This is a genomic window from uncultured Polaribacter sp., assembly GCF_947503855.1.
Taxonomy (GTDB): Bacteria; Bacteroidota; Bacteroidia; order Flavobacteriales; family Flavobacteriaceae; genus Polaribacter.
Genome location: NZ_CANNFF010000002.1, coordinates 269,949 through 296,008 on the forward strand (window position 1 = coordinate 269,949; position 26,060 = coordinate 296,008).

A 26,060-nucleotide genomic window follows, 5' to 3' on the forward strand; every position below is an offset into this window, starting at 1 on the left:
TATGACTAATTTACAAAGCAAAAAAAACACACAATTAAATAATATTGCAGATGCCATACAAGACATTAGAAATGGCAAGATAATAATTGTGGTTGATGATGAAAACAGAGAAAATGAAGGAGATTTTTTAGCTGCTGCAGAAAAAGTTACCCCAGAAATGATCAACTTTATGGCAACTCATGGGCGTGGTTTAATTTGTACACCACTAACCGAAAAACGTTGTAAAGACTTAGATTTAGGAATGATGGTTTACAACAATACAGATCCGATGGAAACTGCCTTTACAGTTTCTGTAGATTTGCGTGGTAAAGGCGTTACAACAGGTATTTCTGCCTCAGACAGAGCGTTAACCATAAAGGCCTTAATAGAAAAAGATACAAAACCTTTTGATTTGGCAAGACCGGGTCACATTTTTCCATTAGTAGCTAAAGAAGGTGGTGTTTTAAGAAGAACTGGTCATACAGAAGCAGCTATCGATTTTGCACGTTTAGCAGGTTTAGAGCCAGCAGGTGTTATTGTAGAAATTATGAACGAAGATGGAACCATGGCACGTTTACCACAACTTTTAGAAGTGGCAAAAAAGTTCGATATCAAAATAGTTTCTATAGAAGACTTAGTAGCTTACAGAATGGAGCATGACTCTTTGATTGAGAAAAAAGAAGATTTTAACATCAACACACGTTTTGGCGAATTTAGGTTAAGAGCTTACGAACAAACCACAAACAATCAAGTGCATATCGCTTTAACAAAAGGTTCTTGGTCTAAAAATGAGAGTATTTTAACTCGCGTAAATTCAACATTAGTTAATAATGACATATTAGGTACATTAACCAATAATGCAGATAAAAAATTAGACCAAATGTTTAAAGTGATTAACGATGATGGTAAAGGAGCTATCATTTTTGTAAATCAACAGAATCAATCGCAAAACTTAATTAGTAGACTTAAAACATTAAAAGAAAGCCAAGAAAAAGGGATTATGAAAGCCCCAGACATTAAACTAGACAATAAAGATTTTGGTATTGGTGCACAAATTTTACACGATTTAAATATTAGCAAACTAAAACTAATTACCAATTCGCAACAAACAAAAAGAGTGGGTATTATTGGTTATGGTTTAGAAATTGTAGATTATATTGAATATTAGTGCGTATGACTTAGTTTTTAAAATGAATAAAAAAACTTTGCATATTAATGAGATTGAAAATAATTTAAAATTTTCAATCTCATATACTTCAAAATCAAACAACCACTTCTCTCCCACTTTCTACTTCAAAAGGCACTTTATTTTGTTGAAATACTCTTGCAGTATATTTTCCTTGTAAAGTAATGTTGTTGTCATTTACTTCTAACCAACTACCTTCTCTTAAACCCAAAACTGGTGTCTCATTAAACACATGAAACTCTTTAATTCTAGTTGCTCTAGTTTCTCCCATATGCGTAGAATCTTTTACAGGATCTAAATAATGCGCATTAATATTAAAAGGAATACAACCTAAAGTTGTAAAACTTGGTGGATATACAATAGGCATATCATTGGTATTCATCATAGAAACCCCACAAATATTACTACCTGCACTTGTACCTAAATACGGTACACCTTTTTCTATAGCAATTTTTAGTGATGCTAAAACCTCTTGTTTATAAAGTTGATTTACCAATTCAAAAGTATTTCCTCCTCCTGTAAAAATACCTTCAGCCTTTAGAATTGCTGCTTTGTAATTATCAAATTCATGTAAACCTTTTACATTTATATGGATGCCTGCAAAAGCTTTTTTAGCTAAAGCTGTATATTTTTCGTAAGAAATTCCACCTGGTCTTGCAAAAGGTATAAACACAATGCTTTTAACATTTGCAAAGTGCTTTTCTAAAGTGGGTAATAAATACTCCAAATAACCACTCCCAAAAATGGTAGATGTACTTGCAACAATCATTTTTTTCATATCTCAAAAATAAAAAAAATGTTTTTAACAGAAGTTTATCAGATAATTTTATAAATTTAAAACGATTAATATGAAATTTGTTAAAATCATTGTTAATATGCAAAAAAAATTACTCCTATTATTTTTATTAGCATTTGTTGTAAGCTCTTCTTTTTCTCAATTAAGAAGAACAATTATAAATGGTAAAGTAACAGATTCTTTAAGTACGGTTAGAAATGCCAATATTATCAACTTAAAAACCAACCAAGGTACTTTTACTTCTGATAATGGTGAATTTCGAATTTTTGTAAAAGAAGGAGATTCTTTACGTTTTTCTTCTGTACAACACATTACAAAATTTGTAGTTGTAAAAAAGAATAATGTACTAGAAAAACTACTTAAAATAAAATTAAAATATAGAACAATTGTATTAGATAGCATTGTGCTAAAAAAACACAATTTAAGTGGTAGATTAGGTATAGACACCAAAGATGTACCTTTTAATAAAAAAGATTCACTTTTAAGAGAAGTCATGAATTTATCTGATGTAGATATGAATGTTGTTGGTCCAATAGACGAAATAGACAAAGCAAAACCACCTTTAAATAATACAGACCCAACTGTAAACTTTGCAGGTGCAGGTGCTAGTGTTACAATGGCTTTTAAACATTCAGAACGTTTGTGGGCATTAAGAAAAGAACTGGCTAGAAAAAAAGATTTTCCTTATAAAATTATGTCTGAATTAGGAGAAAAATTCTTTTTCGAGCAATTAAAAATACCTGTAGAAAATTACTTTCATTTTTTAGAATATTGCAATCCTTTAGGAATCGAGAAATTACATAAAGAAGATAAGGTTTTAGATATTATTAAAGTTTTTAGAAGAGAAAGTAAAACCTACTTAGAAGTTATAAAAAAAGAGTAAATTGGCGCAATAATTGTTTTAATAACAAGTATGAAAATAAATAAACTACTACTATTCTTTTTAATAGCAACAATATTCTCTTTTACAAGCCATAAATATTATTTAAGTTTAACTCAAATTAAATTTAAAGAAAATGCAAAAGCTGTTCAAATAATTACTAGCGTTTTTATGGATGATATTGAGCTGGCACTAAACAAAGATTACAACATAGATTTACAACTTACCACCAAAAAAGAATTAGAAAATAACGATATCTATTTCGAAAAATACCTAAAAAGCAAGCTAAGTTTTAAAGTTAATGATATTGCTGCCAGTTATAATTACATTGGTAAAGAATACGAAGGCGATTTGGTCTATTTTTATCTAGAAATAGAAAATATAAATCAAGTAAAATCTATAGATATAGACAATAAAATATTAATTAAACATTTTCCAGAACAACAAAACCTTATAAAATCTAAAGTAGGTTCAAAAAATAAAAGTATTCTGTTAACTAAAGAAAATCATCAAAATAAATTCAAATACTAATTCAATAAACAAAAACCAACAATTATGAAAAAACTGGGTTTACTAATCTTTTCTATTTTTTTTATATCAAGTGCATTTTTGGCACAAGAATCTAAAACCAAACAAGGGCATACCAATCAGAACAAGTTTAAACAGTTAAAAGAACTTTTACCAACGCCTAATCTACAAAGAACTGCATCTGGTGCTCCAGGTATAAAGTACACGCAGCAAAAAGTAGATTATACTATGGATATTCTTTTAGATGATGCAAAGACAAGAATTTATGGTGATGAAACCATTACCTATCACAACAATTCAGATGATACTTTGCCATATTTATGGGTACAATTAGACCAAAATATGAGAGCTGCAGATTCTAAAACTCCAGATATTCAAACAAGCAGAATACCTAGTAAAACCTCAAAAACAAGATTTAACAAAGCTTATATAGAAACTCCTTTTGATGGTGGGTTTAAAATAGAAAGTGTAAAAAATATAGATGGCAGCAATTTATCACACACCATTAACCAAACAATGATGCGTATAAATTTAGCCCAACCCTTAGCATCTGGAGAAAAATTTCAATTTAAAATAAAATGGTGGTATAACATCAATAATCACAGAACACAAGGTGGTAGATCTGGGTACGAACATTTTACAGAAAACAGAAACAACAACTACGTAATTGCACAGTTTTATCCAAGAATGTGTGTGTATGATAATGTAGAAGGTTGGCAAAACGACCAATTTTGGGGAAGAAGCGAATTTGCTTTAGAATTTGGAGATTTTACCGTTAATATTACCACTCCAGAAGACCACATGTTAGGTGCTACTGGTATATTACAAAATCCAGAAGAAGTTTTTACTAGAAAGGAATTAAAAAGATTAGAAAAAGCGAAAAAAACTTTTGACGAACCAGTAATTATTAGAACCCAAAAAGAAGCTGAAAAAATAGAAAAAACAAAATCTAAAAAAACAAAAACATGGAAATTTGTTGCAAAAAATGTAAGAGATTATGCGTTTGCAAGTTCAAGAAAATTTATTTTTGATGCTATGGCTGTAGATATTAATGGTAAAACTGTAATGGCACAATCGTTATATTCTAAAGAAGCAAACCCTTTGTATGGAGACCATTCTACAAGAGCAGTTGCACAAACCTTAAAAACATATTCTAGATATACGTTTGATTATCCTTACCACAAAGCAATCTCTGTAGATGGGCAAATGGGAATGGAATATCCTCAAATTTGTTTCAATCCAGGAAGACCCAATCCAGATGGAACCTATTCTGACAGAACAAAATACAGAATGATAAAAGTAACCATTCACGAAGTTGGGCATAACTTTTTTCCAATGATTGTAAATTCAGATGAAAGACAATGGACTTGGATGGATGAAGGTTTAAACTCTTATATGGAAATGTTGGCAGAATTAGATTACGACCCTAACTTCCCTATCACAAGAGGATATCCAAAAAATATTGTAAGATATATGGCTGGAGATCAATCTAGAATTGCACCAATAATGTCTAAAGGAGACCATGTATATAGTTTTGGTAGCAATGCCTATGGAAAACCAGCTACAGCTTTATGGATTTTAAGAGAAACCATTATGGGTAAAGAGTTGTTTGATCATGCATTTAAAACCTATGCACAAAGATGGAAATTTAAACACCCAACACCAGCAGACTTCTTTAGAACTATGGAAGATGCTTCTGGCGTAGACTTAGACTGGTTTTGGAGAGGTTGGTTTTACACTACTGATGTTACAGATATTGGTATCGAAGATGTCCGTAAATTTTATGCAAAAGACGCAACTAATGAAACAATAGAATTTATAGAAGATACAAGCGAAGGTTTATCTATAAACAAACCAAAAAAGGCAAAGTCTAAATATTTTTACGAAATTACTTATAACAAACCTGGTGGTTTAGTAATGCCTATTATTGTAGAATTTACTTATGATGATGGCACTAAACAAAAGAAAATGTATCCTGCAGAAATTTGGAGATATAATGACAAACAAGTTACCAAAGCAGTGCATTCAGATAAACAAATTACTAAAATTGTAGTAGACCCAGAGTTAGAAACTGCAGATGTAGACACCTCTAACAATAGTTTTCCAAGAAACAAAGAAGATGGGTTTAGTAAATTTAAAAATAAAATGAAAAACTAAATATTAATTACAAAAAATTTAAAACTGCTTCAAGAAACATTCTTTAAGCAGTTTTTTTTATAATAAAGATTTGTTAAAACATTAACAATATTTAACAAAATTGCATAGATATGCTTAATTTAGGCGACAGAATTTAAACAAAACAATCAAATATGAAAAAACTATCATTATTAGCTTTTTCTTTATTCTTCATTTCTTTTGTATCAATAGCACAAGAAAACAAAGTAAAGGAAAGCAAAACACAAAAAGGACACACAGACCAAAACAAATTCAGACAAATGAAAGATGTTTTGGCTACTCCAAATGACCAGCATAATGCGGCTGGTGCTCCAGGACATCAGTATACACAACAAAAAGTAGACTATGTTATGGACATTCGTTTAGATGAGCCTAACAATAAAATTTATGGTGATGAAGAAATCACATATCACAACAATTCTAAAGATTATCTAGAATATTTATGGGTGCAATTAGACCAAAATATGAGAGCAGATGACTCAAAAACTCCATTAGCAAAATCTAACAGTGCATCTGCATTTATAACACCAAACAACTTTAAAGGTTCTTTCATGAACGAAAAAAAAGGATTTGGGTACAATATTACAAAGGTAGAAAGTAATGGTAAACCATTATCACATACCATTAATAGAACCATGATGCGTATCAATTTATCTAAACCATTAGCTCCAGGTAAAACGTTTGAATTCAGAATTCAATGGAATTATAAAATAAACGACATCAACAAAGATGGTGGTCGTTCTGGTTTAGAAACTTTTAAAGACGGAAATAACAATTATACAATTGCACAGTTTTTTCCAAGATTAGCCGTTTACAATAATGTAGAAGGTTGGCAAAATATGCAATTTTGGGGTCGTTCTGAATTTGCTTTAGAATTTGGTGATTATGAAGTAAACTTAACGGTTCCTTCAGACCACATTGTAGAAGCAACAGGTACTTTACAAAACGAGAAAGATGTGTTAACAAAAACACAACGTAAACGTATGGAGAAAGCTAGAAAATCTTTTGACAAACCTGTTATTATTGTAACACAAAAAGAAGCTGAAAAAACTGAAAAAGGACGTGCAACTAGTACAAAAACATGGAAATTTAAGGCTCAAAAGGTTAGAGATTTTGCTTTTGCAACTTCTAGAAAATACATTTGGGATGCTATGGCTGTTAACATTAATGGTAAAACAGTAATGGCTACTTCTTTATATCCTAAAGAAGGAAACCCTTTATGGGAAGAACACTCTACAAGAGCCGTAGCAACAACCTTGATAGAATATTCTAAATTAACATTCGATTATCCTTATCCAAAAGCAGTTTCTGTACATTCAGAAAGACAAGGTATGGAGTATCCAATGATTTGTTTCAACTTTGGTCGTCCAAATCCAGATGGAACTTATTCTGACAGAACTAAAAAAGGAATGTTAGGTGTAATTATACATGAAGTTGGGCATAACTTTTTCCCAATGATTGTAAATTCTGACGAAAGGCAATGGACATGGATGGACGAAGGTTTAAACTCTTTCGTAGAAATTTTAGCCGAAGATGTTTATGACGCAGAATTATTTGCCTCAAACCCTGCAAAAGAAATTACAAGATATATGGGCGGTGATCAAAGTAACATCTCTCCTATTATGTCTCAAGGAGATTACGTAAAACAATTTGGTCCAAATGCATATTCTAAACCCGCAGCAGGTTTATATATTTTGCGAAAAACAATTATGGGACCAGAGTTGTTTGACCATGCATTTAGAACATATTCTCAAAGATGGATGTTTAAACACCCAACTCCAGAAGATTTCTTTAGATCTATGCAAGATGCATCTGGTATGGATTTAGACTGGTTTTTTAGGGGTTGGTTTTACACAACAGATGTTACAGATATAGGTATTAAATCTGTAAAACCATTATACTTAACTGACAAAGCAAGCGAAAGAGTAACTAAATTAAAAGAGCAATACAAACAGTATTTTGATAATTTAGGAGACTTAGTTTACATAACAGACAAAAAGGAAGATGCTAACCCAAATGCTATGAATAAATATGCAGATGGTAAAGAAGTACCTTCTTATATCTACTCTGTAGAGTTCGAAAAACCAGGAGGTTTAATTATGCCAATAATTGTAGAATTAACCTACGCAGATGGTTCAACTAAAAGAGAAACTTTCCCTGCACAAATTTGGATGAAAAGTGATACTTCTGCAAAAAGGGTATTTGCTTCTACTAAAGAAATTACCAAAATTGTAGTAGATCCAGATTTTGAAACTGCTGATGTAGATACTGCTAACAATAGCTGGCCTAAAAAAGAAGGTGATAAATTTGATGAATTTAAAAACAAAAGTAAAAACTAAATACTTTTAATTATTTAAATAAAAAGCCTCGTTTACAAATTGTAAACGAGGCTTTTTAAATTATAACTAATATTGATTATTCACCTGAATAACTCACAAAGTTTCTTGGAGTTTCGTAAAGTGTTACTTTTAAATCTAAATGACTGGGTAATAATTTTCTAAGTTTTTGATAGGTAACCACACAAATATTTTCTGCTGTAGGGTTTACATCTTTAAACTCAGGTACTTCTACATTTAAATTTTTATGATCAAAACAATCTTCAATTTCAGATTTTATATAGTTTTTTAAAATCCCTAAATCAAAAACATAACCCGTTTCTTTGTCTATTTCACCTGTTAAAGAGACAATTAACTCGTAATTATGACCGTGGAAATTAGGGTTGCTACACTTGCTAAAAACAGCAACATTTTTTTCATCACTCCAATCTTTTCTATACAATCTATGAGCTGCATTAAAATGCGCTTTTCTATGAACGGTTACTTTAGGCATGGCTTAGTTTTTCGTAAGATTTTTTAAATATAATTTTAAACCACGCAGTATATAATTGCGGATTTTCTTCAATGTCTTTTTTCACATCCTCTAATGGCATCCATTTGTAGGCTTCTGCCTCTTCTTTATTTAATTTCGGTGCATCGTCATAATAACCAATCATCACATGATCTAGTTCATGCTCTGTTAAACCATTATCAAAAGGTGCTTTATAGATAAAAGAAAAAACCTCTTTTAAATCTGTGCTAAACCCCATTTCTTCTTGCAAACGTCTTTTGCCAGCTTCTATATTGGTTTCTCCTTCTCTTTGATGTGAGCAACAAGTATTTGTCCATAATAAAGGCGAATGGTATTTAGAAACTGCTCTTTGTTGTAGCATCAATTCTCCTTTTTTATTAAAAATAAAAACAGAAAAAGCTCTGTGTAATAAGGCTTTTTCATGCGCTTCTATTTTTTCCATTAAACCAACTGGGGTATCATTTTCATCTACTAAAATAACATGTTCTTCCATTATTACAAAAATAGGGAAAGAGTTGTCAAAAAATCTTAAAAAAACAATAAAAATTAACAAATTTTTCTAATGTTTTATATTGATGATTTATCTTTGAAAGTTTAAAAATTTATGCAATGAGAATTTTAAAATTCTACTTCTTTATTGGTTGTTTATTCTTTTTATTTCAATGTAAAAATAAAACAACAACTTCCAAACAAGAAATAGATAGTACAGCTATTGTAAAAAAAAATCTGAGGAAAAAGATCGAAAAAAAAGTAGTAAAACGTTGGGATAGTTTAAACAGTAAAAACGTAGAGGCCTTTTTTACAGCATATGGTAAGCAAAATAAAGAAAACAAAGTTATCATAAAAACAAAGTTTGGTAATATAAAATTGCGCTTATATAATGATGTGCCAATTCACAGAGCCAATTTTATTTTTTTAACTAAAATAAATTATTTTAATACAACAGAGTTTTACAGAATTGCTAGAAACTTTGTAATTCAAGGTGGTAATTCAGACGAAACCTATACCAAAAAACAAAGAAGACTGTATGGTAATTACAGGCTAAAACCTGAATTTAAAAGCCATAGAAGACACAAGTATGGTGCATTAGCAGCTGCTAGAGATTGGGAAGACAACCCCAATAAATTATCAAATCCTTTTGAATTTTACATAGTCCATAATAGAAATGGTGCACATCACTTAAACAAAGAACACACCGTTTTTGGCGAAGTAATTTCAGGTTTTGATACTATGGATAAAATGTCTAAAGTTAAAGTGGGTGTAGATGAATGGCCGCTAAAAGACATTAGAATGACTGTAGAAATTTTAGATTGATATTTCTCTTTGTAAAACCTATCTTTGCACCTCAAATTTTGTAGATGAGCTTTTTAGAAGAAATAAAACGAAGAAGAACTTTTGGTATCATATCTCACCCAGATGCAGGTAAAACAACCTTAACAGAAAAATTATTACTATTTGGTGGTGCCATACAAGAAGCAGGTGCAGTAAAAAACAACAAAATTAAAAAAGGCGCTACTTCCGATTTTATGGAAATTGAGCGACAGCGTGGAATTTCTGTAGCAACTTCTGTTTTGGCTTTTATCTATAAAAACAAAAAAATTAATATTTTAGATACACCTGGGCATAAAGATTTTGCAGAAGATACTTTTAGAACCCTAACAGCCGTAGACAGTGTAATTGTGGTTATCGATGTTGCCAAAGGTGTAGAGCCACAAACCGAAAAACTGGTAGAAGTTTGTAGAATGCGTAGCATACCTATGCTCGTTTTTATCAACAAATTAGATAGAGAAGGTAAAGATGCTTTTGATTTGTTAGATGAAGTAGAGCAAAAACTAGGTTTGCGTGTAAGTCCAATGAGTTTCCCAATTGGAATGGGGTATGATTTTAAAGGAATTTATAACATTTGGGCAAAAAAATTAAATCTTTTTTCTGGCGATAAAAAACAAACTGTTTCAGATGGTGTAGAGTTTGATGATTTAACAAACCCAGAATTAGATAAAGTTATAGGTGATACAGCAGCAAATACTTTACGTGAAGAATTAGAGTTAATTGAAGAAGTTTATCCTCCATTTAATCAAGAAGCATATTTAAAAGGAGAATTACAGCCTGTGTTTTTTGGCTCTGCATTAAATAACTTTGGTGTAAAAGAATTATTAGATGCATTTATAGAAATTGCGCCACCACCACAACCCAAAAAAGCAGAAGAACGTTTAGTAGATTCAAAAGAAGAAAAACTAACAGGTTTTGTATTTAAAATACATGCCAATATGGATCCTAAACACAGAGATAGGTTAGCATTTATAAAAATTGTATCTGGTAAATTCAAACGAAACGCACCGTATTTACATGTTAGAAATGGTAAAAAAGTAAAGTTTTCTAGTCCAAATGCCTTTTTTGCAGAGAAAAAAGAAATTGTAGAAGAATCTTTTCCTGGTGATATTGTAGGTTTACACGATACTGGAAATTTTAAAATTGGAGATACATTAACAGAAGGAGAGCAATTAAACTTTAAAGGAATACCAAGTTTTTCTCCAGAACATTTTAGATATGTAAATAATGCAGACCCCATGAAATCTAAACAATTATACAAAGGTTTAGACCAATTAATGGATGAAGGTGTTGCACAATTATTTACTTTAGACATGAATGGTAGAAGAGTTGTAGGAACTGTAGGTGCTTTACAATATGAAGTAATTCAATACAGATTAGAACACGAATATGGTGCAAAATGTACCTATGAAAATTTACAAGTTCATAAAGCATGTTGGGTAGAACCAGAAAACCCAAAAAACGAAGAGTTTAAAGAATTTAAAAGAGTTAAACAGCGTTATTTAGCAAAAGACAAACAAGATCAATTGGTATTTTTAGCAGATTCTGCCTTTACAATTCAAATGACACAAAGTAAATACCCCACGGTAAAACTGCACTTTACAAGTGAATTTAAAAAATAAAACGATGAAAAATTATGTTTTAGTTTTAGTACTATTTCTTTCGTTTAAATCATATTCTCAGAAGTATGATTTATCTGATATGGTAACTAAAGAGATGCATAATAATATTCGATTAAATTATACTTTAGTCCATCAACCAGATGAAAAAGTAGGTTATAATTTACAACCAACTATGGGGTTTGTAGGTTTAAATTACAACATCCCTTTAACAAATTGGTTATATACAGGTGCTGGATTTCATACAGCAATTACAGGTGATCAAGGAGGATTGTTTACTTTAGGAGTAAATTTAGGGGTTAACTTACCTATTTATAAAAACCTATACTTTGATGCTAATGCACATTTTGGAGGTGGTGGTGGTTATAGATCATTAGTAAATGGAGGTGGAATTATTTATCCTAATGCAGGTTTACAATATAAAAAAAATGGATATTCATTTGGAGTTCAATATGGATATGTAAACTTTTTTACAGGTATCCAAAAAAATGATAATATTTCCTTTTTTGTTGAAATTCCAACAACTTTACGAATTGCTTCTTATAAACAAGCTCAGAAAGAATTTGTTGTTGCAAATTCAACGACAGATAATTTTTGGAAAAAACCTGCAGTAAAAAGCGTTCAACAAGTAACATTCGATTATTTTTTTCCTTTTGGAAATTCCAGAACAGATGCTAGTACAAACCCAAGTTATCAACAAATTAATAAAGTATTATCGATCATAGGATTTGAATATCAAAAATATTTAAATGAAAATACATTTATTTATGCACATGTAGATGCTATGTATGCTGGTTTAACAGCTGGTTTTATGGATTTATTTTTTGGTGTAGGAAAGAACTTTATTGAAACTAAACACGTTAACTTTTTTGCAAAAATGGGTATTGGAGCTGCAGGTGGGAGAATTTATCCTGAAGGTGGTTTAACAATGTATCCGAGTGTAGGCGCAGATATTCGATTTTCAGATAAATTTGGTTTAAGCCTTCATGGAGGCTATCACAGATCTGTTGGTGGTATTGCGAGTTTTCAGGCATATACTGCTGGATTTAGTTTAAAATATTATGGTGTAAGTGGAGGGATCAAAGATCCTTTTACCGAGAAAAAAGCGAAATCTCTTAAAACACAAGGGGTACAAATAGGAGTTCAAAATCAGACCTATTTTAATGTTGCTAAATTTGGCATCCCTCCAAGTAATTTACAATTAATTGCCTTAAAAATAAATTACGATTTAAATAAAAGATTTTATATAGCTGGAGAAGCTTCTTTTGCTTACAAAGGAAAATCTGGTGGATATGCTCACGGTATTTTTGGTTTAGGAATTAAATCAAATAAATTTTTGAACGATAAAATTTCTTTATTTGCAGAAGTTGCTGCTGGTGTGGCTGGAGGAGGAAGAGTGGATTCTGGTGAAGGTATTTTAATTAGACCTACAGCGGGAATCAATTTTCATGTAAATAACGATTTAAACTTTAACATCTCTGGGGGACAAATGACATCTCCTTATGGCAATGTAAATTCAACAAACTTAAACGTAGGTTTTACCTATAGTTTATCATTATTAAATTTAAAAAAATAAAATAAATTAAAACAAGATGAATAACGGATTATATGCAAAATTCACCACACCAAAAGGTGAAATTTTAGTACAATTAGAAGATGAGAAAGCTCCTGGAACAGTTGGTAATTTTGTTGCTTTAGCAGAAGGTAATTTAGAAAACTCAGCAAAAGCTCAAGGAACTCCTTATTACGATGGTTTAAAATTCCATAGAGTAATTCCAGATTTTATGATTCAAGGTGGTTGTCCATTAGGTACAGGTACAGGAAACCCTGGTTATAAATTTGATGATGAATTTCATCCTGATTTAAAACACGATGCACCAGGTAAATTAGCAATGGCAAACTCTGGCCCCGCAACTAACGGAAGTCAGTTTTACATTACCCAGGTTCCTACTCCATGGTTAGATGGCAAACATACTGTTTTTGGTACTGTTGTAGAAGGGCAAGATATTGTAGATACTGTTGCACAAGGTGATGATATGAAAGTAGAAATTTTAAGAGTTGGTGGTGAAGCTGAAAGCTTTAATGCCATAGAAGCTTTTAGAACTTTTGAAGGAGCAAGAGAAAAAAGAGAAGCAGAAGCAAAAGCAAAACAAAAAGAAATGTTAGACGAAATTGCTGCTGGTTATGATGAAACTGATAGTGGGTTACGTTATAAAATCATTCAAAAAGGTACTGGAAAAAAAGCTACAAAAGGTGCAGGAGTTTCTGTACATTACAAAGGCCAATTATTAGATGGTACAGTATTTGACTCTTCTTACAAAAGAAAACAACCTATCGATTTTAATGTGGGTGTAGGACAAGTAATTTCTGGTTGGGATGAAGGTATACAATTATTAAATGTGGGAGATAAAGCGCGTTTTGTAATTCCTTCTAATTTAGCATATGGTGCTGCAGGTGCAGGTGGTGTAATTCCACCAGATGCTACTCTTATTTTTGATGTAGAATTAATGAATGTAAAATAAAAATCTATTTTTATTAAAATAAAAAACCTCAAAACAAAATACTGTTTTGAGGTTTTTTGTTTGTTAAATACTTATCTACACTAAAGCTGCTGCTATTTTTTTGTAAGTACCATCTTCTAGCTTTGCTCTAATTGCAGAAAAAGCAGTAATGGTTTCATCAATATCATCTTGTGTATGGGTTGCTGTTGGTATCAGCCTTAAAATTATTAACCCTTTTGGGATTACAGGATATACAACAATAGAACAAAAGATTCCATGATTTTCTCTTAAATCATTTACCATAGCCATAGCTTCAGGTATATCACCTTTTAAAAATACAGGTGTAATACAAGTTTGGGTAGTTCCTAAATCGAAACCTGCATTTCTTAAACCAGATTGTAGAGCATTGGTGTTTTCCCACAACTTTTCTTTTAGTTCTGGCATAGTTCTAATCATGTCTAAACGTTTTAATGCACCTTTAACCATTGCCATTGGTAAAGATTTTGCAAACATTTGAGAACGTAAATTATATTGTAAAAACTGAATTACATCTTTATCTCCTGCTAAAAAAGCGCCAATACCTGCCATAGATTTGGCAAAAGTTGCAAAATACACATCAATATCATCTTGTACACCTTGTTCAAAACCTGTACCTCTTCCTCCTTCTCCTAAAGTTCCAAAACCGTGTGCATCATCAACTAATAATCTAAAATTATATTGTTTTTTAAAAGCTACAATTTCTTTTAAACGCCCTTGCTCTCCACGCATTCCAAAAACACCTTCAGAAATTACTAAAATTCCTCCACCTGTTTTTTCCGCCATTTTTGCAGCACGTTTGATGTTTTTTTCAAAACTTTCCATATCGTTATGACGATATACAAAACGTTTTCCTGAATGCAAACGAACCCCATCTATAATACAAGCGTGCGTGTCCATATCGTATACAATAATATCATTTTTAGAAACCAAAGCGTCTATTGCAGACATAATACCTTGATAACCAAAATTTAAAAGATATGCTTTTTCTTTATTTACAAATGCTGCACATTCACGCTCTAATTGTTCGTGATAGGGAGTGTGACCAGACATCATTCTTGCCCCCATAGGATAAGCCATACCATGCTCTAAAGCAGCTTCTCCATCAACTTTTAAAACTTCAGGATGGTTTGCCAACCCTAGGTAATCGTTAATACTCCATGTAACTACTTTTTTACCATTAAAAGACATTCTGTTAGAAATAGGACCTTCTAATTTTGGAAACACATAGTACCCTTCTGCTTGTTCTGCCCATTTTCCTAAGGGCCCTTTGTCTTTAATGATTCTATCAAATAAATCTACCGCCATTGTTTCTACTGTTTTTAAGGTTGACAAAGGTAGAAAAAATTGACAGTTTATCCAATTTATAAATAAAATGAGAAAAGCTTTATTTTAATCAATAAAACCTTGATTTTTCATCCAAGAATCGTTGTAGATTTTATTCATATAACGCGATCCATGATCTGGAAAAATAAGTACAACAAAACTATCATCATTAAAATAATTTTGTGCTGCATATTGTTTTGTAGCTTGTAAAACAGCACCTGATGTATAACCTGGAAAAATGCCTTCTTTTTTTACGATTTCTCTTGCAGAAAATGCTGCATCTTTATCAGATACTTTCTCGTAAATATCTATAACATCAAAATCTGTAGCTGAAGGTATAAGTGTTTTGCCTAAACCTTCAATTTTATAAGGTTGTATTTCGTTTTTATCAAATTTTCCTGTTTCGTGGTATTTTTTTAATACAGAACCAAAAGCATCTACTCCTAGAATTTTTATGTTTGGATTTTGTTCTTTTAAATACTTACCAGTGCCAGAAATAGTACCACCTGTTCCACTTGCTGCTACCAAATGTGTTATTTTACCTTGGGTTTGTTGCCAAATTTCTGGTCCTGTAGACCTGTAGTGTGCTTCTATATTAAGCTCGTTAAAATATTGGTTTATATAAACCGAATTTTTTGTTTTTTTGTGAATGGTTTTGGCCACTTCATAGTAAGATCTTGGATCGTCTGCAGGAACATTTGCAGGACAAATATGTACCTCTGCTCCCATTGTTTTTAATAAATCTATTTTATCTTGAGAAGATTTATCGCTTACAGCTAAAATACATTTATAACCTTTTACAATACTAATCATTGCTAAACTAAAACCTGTGTTACCGGATGTAGTTTCTACAATGGTGGCTCCTTTTTTTAAAATGCCTTTTTTTTCTGCAACATTAATAATGTGCAATGCAATTCTGTCTTTAGAAGAATGACCTGGATTGAAAGCCTCAACTTTAGCAAAGTAAGAGCCCTGTAATTTTTTTGTAGTTTTTCTTAGTTTTACGAGTGGGGTTTCTCCAACTAATTCTAAAATGTTATTATGAATTCCAGTATTCTTTATCATGATGTTTTTTCATGAAAAACCTCACAAGTTGTACCTGTGAGGTTTCACTTTTACAATGTGCAAAAGTACGTTTTTAAGATTGAAATAAAAACAGATTTTAAAGCTTTATGGCTTCTGTACCTAATTTATTTTCTAAAGCTAAGAAAAATGTATAATCTTTAGCTGTTTCTTTTAAAGCGTCAAAACGCCCAGAAGCGCCCCCATGTCCAGCTTCCATATTGGTATGCAACAATAAAATATTGTTATCTGTTTTTAAGTCTCTTAGTTTTGCTACCCATTTTGCAGGTTCCCAATATTGTACTTGACTATCATGAAAACCAGTGGTTACCAACATATTTGGGTAGGCTTTAGATGTTACTTGGTCGTAAGGCGAATAAGATTTAATATAATCATAATATTCTTTGTTATTTGGGTTTCCCCATTCGTCATATTCTCCTGTGGTTAATGGTATGGAATCATCTATCATTGTAGAAACTACATCTACAAAAGGTACAGCTGCTATAATGCCATTGTATAATTCTGGATTCATGTTTACCACAGCGCCCATTAACAAACCACCTGCAGAACCGCCCATAGCATATAAGTGTTTTGGAGATGTATAATTATTATCAATTAAAAATTTAGAACAGTCTACAAAATCTGTAAAGGTGTTTTTCTTGTGTAACATTTTACCATCTTCATACCAATCTCTTCCTAAATATTGGCTACCTCTAATATGTGCTAAAGCATATACAAAACCTCTATCTAACAAACTTAAACGTGTGGTAGAAAATCCATCAGGAATTGTATAACCATAAGAGCCATAAGCGTATTGCAATAAAGGTGTTTGTGAAGTTAGTTGGGTGTCTTTATGGTAAACCAAAGAAATTGCTACTTTTTTTCCATCTCTAACTGTTGCCCAAACTCTTTCACTTTTGTAATTATTTTTATCAAATTTACCTCCTAAAACTTCTTGTTCTTTTTTTACTTCTTTAGATTTATCTGCCATATTAAAATCTATAACAGATGCTGGTGTTGTAAAAGAATTGTAAGAATAACGTAAGGTATTTGTATCAAAATCTGGATTGGAATACACACCTACAGAATATGTTTCTTCATTAAAAGGTAAATAGTAATCCTCTTTAGCATCCCAACGTTTGATGCGAACTTTGCTTAAACCGTCGGTTCTTTCTTCTAAGACTAAATACTCTTTAAATATTGAAAAATCTTCTAATAAAGTATCTTCTCTATGAGGAATTACATCTACCCAATTATTTTTTGTGGGTGCAGAAACAGGCGTTTTCATCAATTTAAAATTGGTTGCTTCGTCTTTATTGGTTAAGATGTAAAAATGGTCTCCAAAATGAGAAACACTATACTCTAAATCTCTTTCTCTAGGTTGTATCATTTGCAAACTTCCTGTTGGATTATCTGCATCTAAAAATTGTGCTTCTGTAGAAACTGTACTGTAAGAGCCAATAATGATATATTTTTTAGACTTAGATTTGGTTACATAAACGCCAAAAGTTTCATCTTTTTCATGATACACCTCTACATCTTCTGATGTTGGTGTGCCTAAAACATGTCTAAATATTTTTTCGCTTCTAAGTGTAATTGGGTCTTTTTTGGTATAAAAAATCGTTTTATTATCATTTGCCCAAACAGAACCACCTGTTGTATTGTTTATAATATCTGTATAAATATTACCTGTTTCTAAGTTTTTAATTCTTAAAAAATATTGTCTTCTACTTACAGTATCTGTTGCAAAAACAGCCAATTTATTATCTGGAGAAACATTTAAACCTCCTAATTGATAATAATCGTACTCTTTAGCCATGTCATTTACATTAAATAAAATCTGCTCTTCTGTGTCTAAAGTTTCTCTTTTACGGCTATAAATTGGGTATTGCATCCCTTTTTCATAACGTGTTATGTAGTAATAACCGTTATTTTTATAAGGCACAGAAGCATCATCTTCTTTGATTCTGCCCTTCATTTCTTCAAATAATTTTTCTTCGAAGTTTTTTGAGTAAGCTGTAACATCATCATAATAAGCATTTTCTGCATCTAAATAATCAATTACTTCTTTTGTTTGCTCGTCTTTAACCTCTGCCAATTTTTGTGCATCCGATAAACGCATCCAAAAATAGTTGTCTATTCTTACATCTCCATGCATTTCTAATTTGGTAGGTTGTTTTTTAGCTACTGGAGCTTTTGAGTCTGTACTCTTCATATCGTTATTTTTACAAGCGATTGCAAAAATAAGACTAAATATGCACGTGTATAAATATATTTTTCTCATTTTTAGATGGATTTAATTCCTAGTAAATTTAGTAAATTTGCACCTAAATTAACACGAATAAAATAATAAAATATGTTTGGAGACATTTCTGGAATGATGAATAAGCTTAAAGAAGCTCAAAAAAAAGTAGCAGCAACTAAAAAAAGGTTAGATACGGTTTTAGTTGATGAAAATTCTACAGACAACAAACTAAAAGTTACCTTAACTGCTAATAGACAGATAAAAGCAATTTCTATAGATCCTTCTCTTTTAAATGATGCAGAAGAATTAGAAGATTATTTAATATTAACTTTAAACAAAGCCATCGAAAAAGCAACAAATATAAACGAAACAGAAATGGCTGTTGCTGCTAAAGATGGTATGCCAAATATACCAGGAATGGATATGTTTAAATAGACTTTGTTCTTATTTTTAATAAATAAAATTTAGTAAGCAAACATTCCTCCTATAATGGTTAATAGAAAAAATAACACGTAGATAGAAATAATAATAATTGTAAAAACACCTACAAATTTGTAATGAGACTTTAAGTTTTCTAAAGCAGCTGCTAAATCTTCATCAATTTTAGATTGTAAAGCTATTTTCATTTTGGTAGAAAATTTAAATAAATACAAAATTGGGAAAAAGTAAATTAATGCCATTACTAGATAAATAATGGTCATAAATGGCCCAAAATTAAAAGGCATTGCCTCTGAATTTGGTAAGTTACTAAATAATGCACCAGCAAAAAAACTAACTAAAACCATTAATCCTACAAAAACAAAACCAACAATAGACAAAAAATAAGTCCATTTTGCTGTTTCTTTTAAAAAGCTTCTAGAGGCATTGTTTAATGTAAGTTGTTCTAATTGGGTAATTGGATTTTCCATCATAATTTTTAAAGTTTTAGTTATGTACCAAATGTAATAAAAAAAATGTTTTTAAAGATGTACCTAAAAAAAGCTACAATAAACATTGTAGCTTTTAGTTAGATAATTACTTTTTAAAATCCGAAATTGTATTTTTTATAATCTCAATACAATCTCTTAACTCTTCCTCTGTCATTACCAAAGGTGGGGCAAACCTAATGATATTTCCATGAGTTGGTTTTGCTAATAAACCATTGTCTCTTAGTTTTATACAAATATTCCAAGCAGTTGCGCTATCTTCTGTATCGTTTATTAAAATTGCATTTAACAACCCCTTACCTCTTACAGATTTTACCAAATCGTTTTCTTTACAAAATTCAGCTAATTCTGCTCTAAAAATATTTCCTAACCTATCTGCATTTATGGCTAATTTTTCATCTGCAACTACCTCTAAAGCAGCCATTGCAACAGCGGCTGCAATAGGGTTACCACCAAATGTAGAACCATGATTTCCTGGTTTAATTACATTCATAACAGCATTATTTGCCAATACTGCAGAAACAGGATATGCACCTCCAGAAAGTGCTTTTCCTAAAATTAAAATATCTGGTTTAACCTCTGGTGTGCCAGAACAGTTTTTATCTTCACAAGAGCAATTACCACAGGTAGCCAATAAACGACCAGTTCTTGCAATACCTGTTTGCACTTCGTCTGCAATAAACAAAACATTATGGTCTTCGCACATTTTTTTAGCTGCTGCTAAATAACCTTCAGAAGGTACATATACACCCGCTTCACCTTGTATAGGTTCTACCAAAAATGCAGCAATAGTATTACTACTTTCTAAAGCTTGTTGTAATTCTTGTAAATTATCGTATTCAATTTTTAAAAAACCTTTGGTATAAGGCCCAAAGTTTTTACGTGCAACAGGATCGTTTGAAAAAGAAATAATGGTAGTAGTTCTACCATGAAAATTATTTTCGCAAACAATAATTTCTGCTTTATTTTCATCTATTCCTTTTACTTCATAAGCCCATTTTCTAGCAATTTTTAAAGCAGTTTCTACAGCTTCTGCACCAGTATTCATGGGTAATAATTTATCAAAGCCAAAATATTCTGAAGCAAATTTTTCGTATCTACCCAACATGTTATTATAAAATGCACGCGAAGTTAAACTAAGTGTTTTTGCCTGTTGTGTCATTGCATCCACAATTTTTGGGTGGCAATGCCCTTGATTTACTGCAGAATATGCAGATAGAAAATCGTAGTATTTTTTCCCTTCTACGTCCCAAACATGTACACCTTCGCCTCTACTTAACACCACTGGTAATGGATGATAATTGTGTGCACCATATTTGTTTTCTAATTCGATTGCTTCTTGCGAAGTTAATTGGTCTAAAACAGCCATTTTAATTTTATTAAATGTTTATACTAAAAACATTCCTGTTCTACCTTTATCTTTCTAGAGAGTTCTAGAAATTCAGCGTGGGAAAGAAATCATCCTCGAAGTTTTACAAAAATAACAAATTAAATTCTTTATATGAATAATTATTTGGGCGTTTCCTAAAGGTCGCGCTTTACGTTGTATCTTTTTATGGGTTTTCGTTACCATTGCGCTAAAAAAGCGTAATTTCTCAAAATGACATTAAAAGGATGCCACTGCAATCGCTAACGCAGTTTGTTAGTATAAAATAGCATTGTTAACATGAAAAATATAAAGGTGTTACAATTAGTTAGCAAACAGGTTTAGCCCTGATTGAGGGGTTTGTTTGAGCTCTTTTTTATTCTATTTTGAATAAAAAAAGCGAGTAGCGAAAGCAGGAAATGGCTACAAAAAAATTAGTCAATCATATTTTTTAGGTAAAATTTTTCTACTTTTTCTCTTGCCCAAGGTGTAGTTCTTAAAAATTTTAAAGAAGATTTGTAAGTTGGGTTGTTTAAAAAGGCTTTTATACCTAAAGAATAGCCTAGTTCTTCCCAGCCATATTCTAAATACAATTGCTCTAAAATTGTGGCTAATTTGATGCCATGTAAAGGGTTATTGGGTTGTTGTTTACTCATTAATCGTCTAAATTTGGTAGTACAAAATCGTTTAAAACCGATTTTTTAGCCATCATTTTTTCTATCTCTTTTACGGTTCTTGGTGCTTCTGCAGATAAGTTTATAGGGCCATTTTTGGTAACCAAAATATCGTCTTCTATTCGAATCCCAATTCCCCACCATTTTTTATCGCAATTACTGCCATCTGGAATGTAAATTCCTGGTTCCATAGTTACTACCATATTTTCTTCAAAATTACCATAATTACCAGGATCATGCACATCTAAACCAATATGATGCGACGTTCCATGAGGAAAATAAGGATGTTTTTCATCTACAGATTTTATAATCCCTAATTTATACAAACCTTCGTTGGTAATTTGCCTTGCTATTTGGTTGGGTTTAGCCATACTTTCGCCAATTTTATAGGCAGCAATACCAGCTTCTTGTGCTTTATAAACAATCTCATAAATTGCTTTTTGTGCATCGGTAAACTTTCCGTTTGCAGGTATGGTTCTGGTAACATCGGCTGTGTACCCTCTATACTCTGCACCTAAATCCATTAAAACCAAATCGTTACCAACTTTTGTTTTGTTGTTTTCTATGTAATGTAAAATACAACCATTGTTACCTGCACCTACTATACTTGGGTAGCCTTCATACTCTGCTCCATATTTTTTATACACAAATTCATGAATTCCTTGTAATTCTGTTTCAGACATGTGTGGTTTCATAGCTTTCATGACTTCTACTTGACCAATGGCAGAAATACGAACAGCTTTGGTTAATAATTTTAATTCTTCTGCTGTTTTTACTTCTCTTAACGTAGCTAAGTTTGATGATAAAAAAGAGACATCAATATTTGTTTTTGCATCTAATTTTAAAGAAATTTTTTGCTGTAAATCTTTTTTTACTTTATCAGACGTTGCTTCTTTATATTGCATTAAGTCTGTATCTTTTTTTAAAGAAGGATCATAAGCTACAGCTCTACCTATTATTTGTGCCACATTTGCACTATTTTCTATAGGGGTTGCTTTTACCATCTCATATATTTGTTTTTTTAAAGGCGATAAAAAGTTTTTTGGATTGTAAGCTGCCTTTTCTTTAAAAGATCGCACCAAATCGTAAATTTCTGCTTTTTCTCTGTTAGAGTTTCTATAATCGTCGTTAAATTTTTCTATAAATATTCTATCAAACTTTTTAAAATCAATCGTAGTGTTTATAAACGCTTCTGCATTAAAAGCAACTTTAAAACCCAACTCGTTTTTTGCACCTTCTACCCCCAAGCGTTTTCCATTCCATTGTTCTGCTCTGGCATCTCTTTTTTGTACATATAAAATTTCATTATACGTTGTACCATCTGCATCGGTTTGGTTTTCAGAAAACATTGCCAAAACTCCATTAGGTTCTCTATACCCCGTTAAATAATAAAAGTTTGGGTCTTGATGAAACATATAATCTACATCATTTGCTCTATTTCTTAATGGATTTGCAAAAACAACAGCCACAGAATTGGCTGGCATTTTAGCTCTTAAAGCTTCCCTTCTACTTTTATGAAACTCTTTACCCAAATAATCTGTAGGGGTTTGAGAAAAAACACTAAAAGTGCTTACTAAAAAAAGGGCTATTAAAAACTTATAGGTATTCATTATTTACTGTTTTTGGATGATGACCAAATGTAAAATAAAAAAATTTGGAAAAGAAAAAATTAACGAAAAATTAGTTGTTGATTATTGTCCATTTTTCAATAATTTAGCTGAAATTTTAAGAAATCTATAAATGAAAAATATAGCTTTAAACAATTTACACATTTCTTTAGGTGCTAAAATGGTGCCTTTTGCAGGCTATAACATGCCTGTACAATACGAAGGTGTAACAGCAGAACATATAACAGTTAGAGAAGCTGTAGGTGTTTTTGACGTAAGTCATATGGGAGAGTTTTTAGTATCTGGCAAAAATGCTTTACCATTACTACAAAAAGTAACTTCTAACGATGTGTCTAAATTAGCCATTGGAGATGCACAATACAGTTGTTTTCCTAATACAGAAAATGGTATTGTAGACGATTTAATTTGTTACAAAATTAAAGAAGAGCAATATTTATTAGTGGTAAATGCCTCTAACATAGAAAAAGATTGGAACTGGATTTCTAAGTATAATAAAGAGTTTGGAGCCGATTTAAGAGATTTATCAGATGATTATTCACTCTTAGCAATACAAGGCCCGAAAGCTGTGGAAGCAATGCAATCTTTGACTTCTTTAGACTTGGCAGCTATTCCGTTTTACAAATTTAAAGTAGGTGATTTTGCCGGTATTAAAAACGTAATCATTTCTGCAACTGGTTATACAGGTTCTGGTGGTTTTGAAATTTACTGTAAAAACAGCGAAGTTGAACAAATTTGGAATACAGTTTTTGAAGCGGGTGCTAATTTTGGTATCAAACCTATTGGCTTGGCAGCAAGAGATACTTTGCGTTTAGAAATGGGGTATTGTTTGTATGGTAATGATATAGACGACACAACCTCTCCCATAGAAGCTGGTTTGGGTTGGATTACAAAATTTACCAAAGACTTTGTAAATGCAGAGGCTTTGGCAAAACAAAAAGAAGAAAAACCACAAAAAAAATTGGTCGCTTTTCAGTTAGATGAACGAGGCATACCAAGACACGGGTATGATATTGTAGATGTAAATGGAAATTGTATTGGAAACGTAACTTCTGGAACCATGAGCCCTTGTTTGCAAAAAGGAATAGGCATGGGATATGTACCTACTGCATTTGCAAAATCTGGCACACAAATTTATATACAAGTACGTAAAAAAGCAATTCCTGCCACTGTAGTAAAATTGCCCTTTTATAAAGGATAAAAATTCATTTTTTAATTAAATACATAAAACCTTGCAAATTGCAAGGTTTTATAATTTTAAAAAACTATTTTCGTCTCACATTTTTTTTTAAATTTTACTATGAATTGTTTATTAACAGGCACAAGCTGCATCTGTACCTACAAGTCCTGGTTGGTGATAAAACAACTACTAAAAGATAAAACAAATTATAAAATATCAAACTCAACAATGAAACAAATTTTCACATTTTTAGCAGCAGTATTATTCACTGCAACAACATCTGCCCAAGTGGGTATAGGCACAACAACTCCAGACCCTTCTGCAGCTTTAGATATTACTTCTACCACAAAAGGATTATTAATACCACGAATGACCAATGCTCAGCGTCAAGCTATTTCAAGCCCAGTGGCAGGGTTAATGGTCTTTGTCACAGATTTTGATGGAGGTAGATTTATGTTTTATAACGGAACAGAATGGGGTACACTTTCTTTTGCAGAGACACGTCCAGACGCTCCCACAATTACGGGGGTGACATCAAGTATCTCACAACAAGTTACAGTTTCATTTACAGCCCCATCAAATAATGGAGGCTCAGCAATTACTTCCTACACAGCAACTTCAAATCCAGGCGGTTTTACAGGAACAGTAAGTCAAGCAGGAAGTGGCAGCATTACAGTTACTGGTCTTACCAATGGCACAGCCTATACATTTACAGTTACTGCAACCAACAGCATTGGAACAAGTTTACCAAGTGCTACTTCAAATGCAGTGGCGCCAGCGGCAGTACCTTTTTCTCCAACAATTACAGGAGTGACATCAGGAGATGGACAGGTATCAGTTGCATTTTCAGCGCCTGTAGATAATGGCGGTTCAACTATAACCTCTTATACGGCAACCTCAACTCCAGGCGGTTTTACAGGAACAGTAAACCAAGCAGGAAGTGGTACTATATCAATACCAGGCCTTACCAATGGCACAGCTTATACCTTTACAGTTACTGCAGCCAACAGCGCTGGAACAAGTTTACCAAGCGCTGCTTCAAATGCGGTGGCGCCATGGTCGCCTTCAGGTCCCGTAAATTACACCATACTTGATCAATATACCAACAGAGTGCCAACTGGAACCAGTTATAACCAACTAACAAATTATAATGAATATGTTGATGCAGGATCTGTTGATGCTTCCCCTTTTATCATCACAAAACTAACTTCATACGCAGGCGGTATTCTATTTTATGGTACTACAGAATTGAATTCAGAAGCTTCAGAAAACACGTTTCGACTTACGGCTAGTACCGGGAATTTTGATTTTATTTCATTTTACCTTGATAATTTGGAAGGAAACATATATCCAGGAACTTCATCAACACTTCCAAGAATAACGCTTACCTCAAGTTCTGGATCTACTGTGACTTATGAAGCTAAAGTTATGAGTTGTGATGAAGATATGGGTTGCATGTATGATTATAATGAAACTGGTGTCAAAACGTTAAATTGGAATAATGTGGAATGGGTTGATATCAAAACGCAATATACAAAAGCTAAAACAAAAAATTTCGTTCTGAATAAACTGTAAGGCTTGTTTTTAAAAAACGTGACTCTATAAATTCAATTTAAATAATGCTCTAAGAAACATAAACCCTTAAATGAATAATTATAAAACTTAAAACGTCAATTCTTTGTGGTATTTAGACTTTAAAAAAACCTTATAAAGTCCTTTATGATTATAAAGAAAAACGTATCAACCTAAGTATAGATACCCAATATATGGGTGAGAGATA

Annotated in this window: 22 protein-coding genes; 12 read left to right on the forward strand and 10 right to left on the reverse strand. The window is 31.8% G+C overall.

Annotated features, from left to right (window positions below):
* Position 1: 1 nt before the first annotated feature.
* Positions 2 to 1,147 (forward strand): 3,4-dihydroxy-2-butanone-4-phosphate synthase, encoded by a 1,146-nt coding sequence (ribB, locus tag Q0662_RS02630; protein ID WP_298946896.1) that lies wholly within the window; start codon positions 2 to 4, stop codon positions 1,145 to 1,147.
* Between the two features lie 94 nt (positions 1,148 to 1,241).
* Here ribB and pepE read toward each other — a convergent pair whose 3' ends face one another.
* On the reverse strand, positions 1,242 to 1,943 hold the full coding sequence (gene pepE / locus Q0662_RS02635) for a dipeptidase PepE (protein WP_298946899.1): 702 nt from the start codon (positions 1,941 to 1,943) through the stop codon (positions 1,242 to 1,244).
* A gap of 70 nt (positions 1,944 to 2,013) precedes the next feature.
* Here pepE and Q0662_RS02640 point away from each other — a divergent pair, with 70 nt between their 5' ends.
* The 4 genes from Q0662_RS02640 (at position 2,014) to Q0662_RS02655 (ending at position 7,883) form a co-directional block, all read left to right on the forward strand.
* Positions 2,014 to 2,844 carry a carboxypeptidase-like regulatory domain-containing protein gene (locus Q0662_RS02640; RefSeq protein ID WP_298946901.1) on the forward strand — a complete coding sequence of 277 codons (831 nt, stop codon included), beginning with the start codon at positions 2,014 to 2,016 and terminating at the stop codon, positions 2,842 to 2,844.
* 30 nt (positions 2,845 to 2,874) lie between these two features.
* A complete protein-coding gene (locus Q0662_RS02645; protein WP_298946903.1) occupies positions 2,875 to 3,372 on the forward strand; it encodes a DUF6702 family protein in 498 nt (165 codons plus the stop codon).
* A gap of 24 nt (positions 3,373 to 3,396) precedes the next feature.
* Entirely contained in the window at positions 3,397 to 5,526 is a 2,130-nt protein-coding gene (locus Q0662_RS02650; RefSeq protein ID WP_298946905.1) for a M1 family metallopeptidase, read from the forward strand.
* Between the two features lie 152 nt (positions 5,527 to 5,678).
* A complete protein-coding gene (locus Q0662_RS02655) occupies positions 5,679 to 7,883 on the forward strand; it encodes a M1 family metallopeptidase (protein WP_298946907.1) in 2,205 nt (734 codons plus the stop codon).
* A 76-nt stretch (positions 7,884 to 7,959) separates the two neighbouring features.
* Here the strand turns inward: Q0662_RS02655 and Q0662_RS02660 are convergent, their stop codons facing one another.
* Positions 7,960 to 8,373: a 6-carboxytetrahydropterin synthase gene (locus Q0662_RS02660; RefSeq protein WP_298946909.1), complete on the reverse strand. Its 414-nt coding sequence runs from the start codon at positions 8,371 to 8,373 to the stop codon at positions 7,960 to 7,962.
* Positions 8,366 to 8,884 carry an isopentenyl-diphosphate Delta-isomerase gene (gene idi, locus Q0662_RS02665; RefSeq protein WP_298946911.1) on the reverse strand — a complete coding sequence of 173 codons (519 nt, stop codon included), beginning with the start codon at positions 8,882 to 8,884 and terminating at the stop codon, positions 8,366 to 8,368. The genes Q0662_RS02660 and idi overlap by 8 nt, the downstream gene beginning before the upstream one ends.
* 116 nt (positions 8,885 to 9,000) lie before the next feature.
* Here idi and Q0662_RS02670 point away from each other — a divergent pair, with 116 nt between their 5' ends.
* From Q0662_RS02670 to Q0662_RS02685, 4 genes are read left to right on the forward strand one after another with little or no spacing between them, the layout of a single operon-like run.
* On the forward strand, positions 9,001 to 9,705 hold the full coding sequence (locus Q0662_RS02670) for a peptidylprolyl isomerase (protein WP_298946913.1): 705 nt from the start codon (positions 9,001 to 9,003) through the stop codon (positions 9,703 to 9,705).
* 44 nt (positions 9,706 to 9,749) lie between these two features.
* Positions 9,750 to 11,342: a peptide chain release factor 3 gene (locus Q0662_RS02675; protein ID WP_298946915.1), complete on the forward strand. Its 1,593-nt coding sequence runs from the start codon at positions 9,750 to 9,752 to the stop codon at positions 11,340 to 11,342.
* A 4-nt stretch (positions 11,343 to 11,346) separates the two neighbouring features.
* Positions 11,347 to 12,915 carry a hypothetical protein gene (locus tag Q0662_RS02680; RefSeq protein ID WP_298946917.1) on the forward strand — a complete coding sequence of 523 codons (1,569 nt, stop codon included), beginning with the start codon at positions 11,347 to 11,349 and terminating at the stop codon, positions 12,913 to 12,915.
* Between the two features lie 16 nt (positions 12,916 to 12,931).
* Positions 12,932 to 13,861 (forward strand): peptidylprolyl isomerase, encoded by a 930-nt coding sequence (locus Q0662_RS02685; protein WP_298946918.1) that lies wholly within the window; start codon positions 12,932 to 12,934, stop codon positions 13,859 to 13,861.
* Between the two features lie 75 nt (positions 13,862 to 13,936).
* On the opposite strand, the gene Q0662_RS02690 is transcribed toward Q0662_RS02685, so the two are convergent.
* The 3 genes from Q0662_RS02690 to Q0662_RS02700 form a co-directional block, all read right to left on the reverse strand.
* Complete coding sequence (locus Q0662_RS02690) at positions 13,937 to 15,184, reverse strand: aminotransferase class I/II-fold pyridoxal phosphate-dependent enzyme (RefSeq protein WP_298946921.1); 1,248 nt, start codon at positions 15,182 to 15,184, stop codon at positions 13,937 to 13,939.
* 84 nt (positions 15,185 to 15,268) lie between these two features.
* Complete coding sequence (locus Q0662_RS02695) at positions 15,269 to 16,267, reverse strand: PLP-dependent cysteine synthase family protein (protein ID WP_298946923.1); 999 nt, start codon at positions 16,265 to 16,267, stop codon at positions 15,269 to 15,271.
* A 97-nt stretch (positions 16,268 to 16,364) separates the two neighbouring features.
* Positions 16,365 to 18,479 carry a S9 family peptidase gene (locus Q0662_RS02700; protein ID WP_298946926.1) on the reverse strand — a complete coding sequence of 705 codons (2,115 nt, stop codon included), beginning with the start codon at positions 18,477 to 18,479 and terminating at the stop codon, positions 16,365 to 16,367.
* Between the two features lie 141 nt (positions 18,480 to 18,620).
* Between Q0662_RS02700 and Q0662_RS02705 the strand changes: the two genes are divergently transcribed.
* Positions 18,621 to 18,944: a YbaB/EbfC family nucleoid-associated protein gene (locus tag Q0662_RS02705; protein WP_298946928.1), complete on the forward strand. Its 324-nt coding sequence runs from the start codon at positions 18,621 to 18,623 to the stop codon at positions 18,942 to 18,944.
* Positions 18,945 to 18,973: 29 nt separating this feature from the next.
* Here the strand turns inward: Q0662_RS02705 and Q0662_RS02710 are convergent, their stop codons facing one another.
* The 4 genes from Q0662_RS02710 to Q0662_RS02725 form a co-directional block, all read right to left on the reverse strand.
* A complete protein-coding gene (locus tag Q0662_RS02710; RefSeq protein WP_298946930.1) occupies positions 18,974 to 19,420 on the reverse strand; it encodes a DUF5362 family protein in 447 nt (148 codons plus the stop codon).
* 103 nt (positions 19,421 to 19,523) lie between these two features.
* A complete protein-coding gene (rocD, locus tag Q0662_RS02715; RefSeq protein ID WP_298946932.1) occupies positions 19,524 to 20,804 on the reverse strand; it encodes an ornithine--oxo-acid transaminase in 1,281 nt (426 codons plus the stop codon).
* Between the two features lie 431 nt (positions 20,805 to 21,235).
* Positions 21,236 to 21,457, reverse strand: a complete 222-nt coding sequence (locus Q0662_RS02720) for a VF530 family protein (protein ID WP_298946934.1) — start codon at positions 21,455 to 21,457, stop codon at positions 21,236 to 21,238.
* Entirely contained in the window at positions 21,457 to 23,085 is a 1,629-nt protein-coding gene (locus Q0662_RS02725) for an aminopeptidase P N-terminal domain-containing protein (RefSeq protein ID WP_298946936.1), read from the reverse strand. Before Q0662_RS02725 ends, Q0662_RS02720 begins: the two co-directional genes overlap by 1 nt.
* Positions 23,086 to 23,215: 130 nt before the next feature.
* On the opposite strand from Q0662_RS02725, the gene gcvT reads away from it, so the two are divergent.
* Complete coding sequence (gene gcvT / locus Q0662_RS02730; RefSeq protein ID WP_298946938.1) at positions 23,216 to 24,301, forward strand: glycine cleavage system aminomethyltransferase GcvT; 1,086 nt, start codon at positions 23,216 to 23,218, stop codon at positions 24,299 to 24,301.
* Positions 24,302 to 24,508: 207 nt separating this feature from the next.
* The gene (locus Q0662_RS02735) at positions 24,509 to 25,855 is read left to right on the forward strand and encodes a fibronectin type III domain-containing protein (RefSeq protein WP_298946940.1); all 1,347 of its coding nucleotides are present in this window, start codon (positions 24,509 to 24,511) and stop codon (positions 25,853 to 25,855) included.
* The last annotated feature ends 205 nt before the right edge of the window (positions 25,856 to 26,060 follow it).

Bases quoted from the DNA above. Each gene is read 5' to 3' on its own strand.
- Q0662_RS02705 (WP_298946928.1), top strand. From the start codon at position 18,621: ATGTTTGGAGACATTTCTGGAATGATGAATAAGCTTAAAGAAGCTCAA.
- Q0662_RS02735 (WP_298946940.1), top strand. From the start codon at position 24,509: ATGAAACAAATTTTCACATTTTTAGCAGCAGTATTATTCACTGCAACA.
- Q0662_RS02675 (WP_298946915.1), top strand. From the start codon at position 9,750: ATGAGCTTTTTAGAAGAAATAAAACGAAGAAGAACTTTTGGTATCATA.
- rocD (WP_298946932.1), bottom strand. From the start codon at position 20,804: ATGGCTGTTTTAGACCAATTAACTTCGCAAGAAGCAATCGAATTAGAA.
- Q0662_RS02660 (WP_298946909.1), bottom strand. From the start codon at position 8,373: ATGCCTAAAGTAACCGTTCATAGAAAAGCGCATTTTAATGCAGCTCAT.
- ribB (WP_298946896.1), top strand. From the start codon at position 2: ATGACTAATTTACAAAGCAAAAAAAACACACAATTAAATAATATTGCA.
- Q0662_RS02680 (WP_298946917.1), top strand. From the start codon at position 11,347: ATGAAAAATTATGTTTTAGTTTTAGTACTATTTCTTTCGTTTAAATCA.
- Q0662_RS02640 (WP_298946901.1), top strand. From the start codon at position 2,014: ATGAAATTTGTTAAAATCATTGTTAATATGCAAAAAAAATTACTCCTA.
- Q0662_RS02650 (WP_298946905.1), top strand. From the start codon at position 3,397: ATGAAAAAACTGGGTTTACTAATCTTTTCTATTTTTTTTATATCAAGT.
- pepE (WP_298946899.1), bottom strand. From the start codon at position 1,943: ATGAAAAAAATGATTGTTGCAAGTACATCTACCATTTTTGGGAGTGGT.
- Q0662_RS02655 (WP_298946907.1), top strand. From the start codon at position 5,679: ATGAAAAAACTATCATTATTAGCTTTTTCTTTATTCTTCATTTCTTTT.
- Q0662_RS02670 (WP_298946913.1), top strand. From the start codon at position 9,001: ATGAGAATTTTAAAATTCTACTTCTTTATTGGTTGTTTATTCTTTTTA.
- Q0662_RS02645 (WP_298946903.1), top strand. From the start codon at position 2,875: ATGAAAATAAATAAACTACTACTATTCTTTTTAATAGCAACAATATTC.
- Q0662_RS02720 (WP_298946934.1), bottom strand. From the start codon at position 21,457: ATGAGTAAACAACAACCCAATAACCCTTTACATGGCATCAAATTAGCC.
- Q0662_RS02685 (WP_298946918.1), top strand. From the start codon at position 12,932: ATGAATAACGGATTATATGCAAAATTCACCACACCAAAAGGTGAAATT.
- Q0662_RS02710 (WP_298946930.1), bottom strand. From the start codon at position 19,420: ATGATGGAAAATCCAATTACCCAATTAGAACAACTTACATTAAACAAT.
- Q0662_RS02725 (WP_298946936.1), bottom strand. From the start codon at position 23,085: ATGAATACCTATAAGTTTTTAATAGCCCTTTTTTTAGTAAGCACTTTT.
- gcvT (WP_298946938.1), top strand. From the start codon at position 23,216: ATGAAAAATATAGCTTTAAACAATTTACACATTTCTTTAGGTGCTAAA.
- idi (WP_298946911.1), bottom strand. From the start codon at position 8,884: ATGGAAGAACATGTTATTTTAGTAGATGAAAATGATACCCCAGTTGGT.
- Q0662_RS02690 (WP_298946921.1), bottom strand. From the start codon at position 15,184: ATGGCGGTAGATTTATTTGATAGAATCATTAAAGACAAAGGGCCCTTA.
- Q0662_RS02695 (WP_298946923.1), bottom strand. From the start codon at position 16,267: ATGATAAAGAATACTGGAATTCATAATAACATTTTAGAATTAGTTGGA.
- Q0662_RS02700 (WP_298946926.1), bottom strand. From the start codon at position 18,479: ATGAAGAGTACAGACTCAAAAGCTCCAGTAGCTAAAAAACAACCTACC.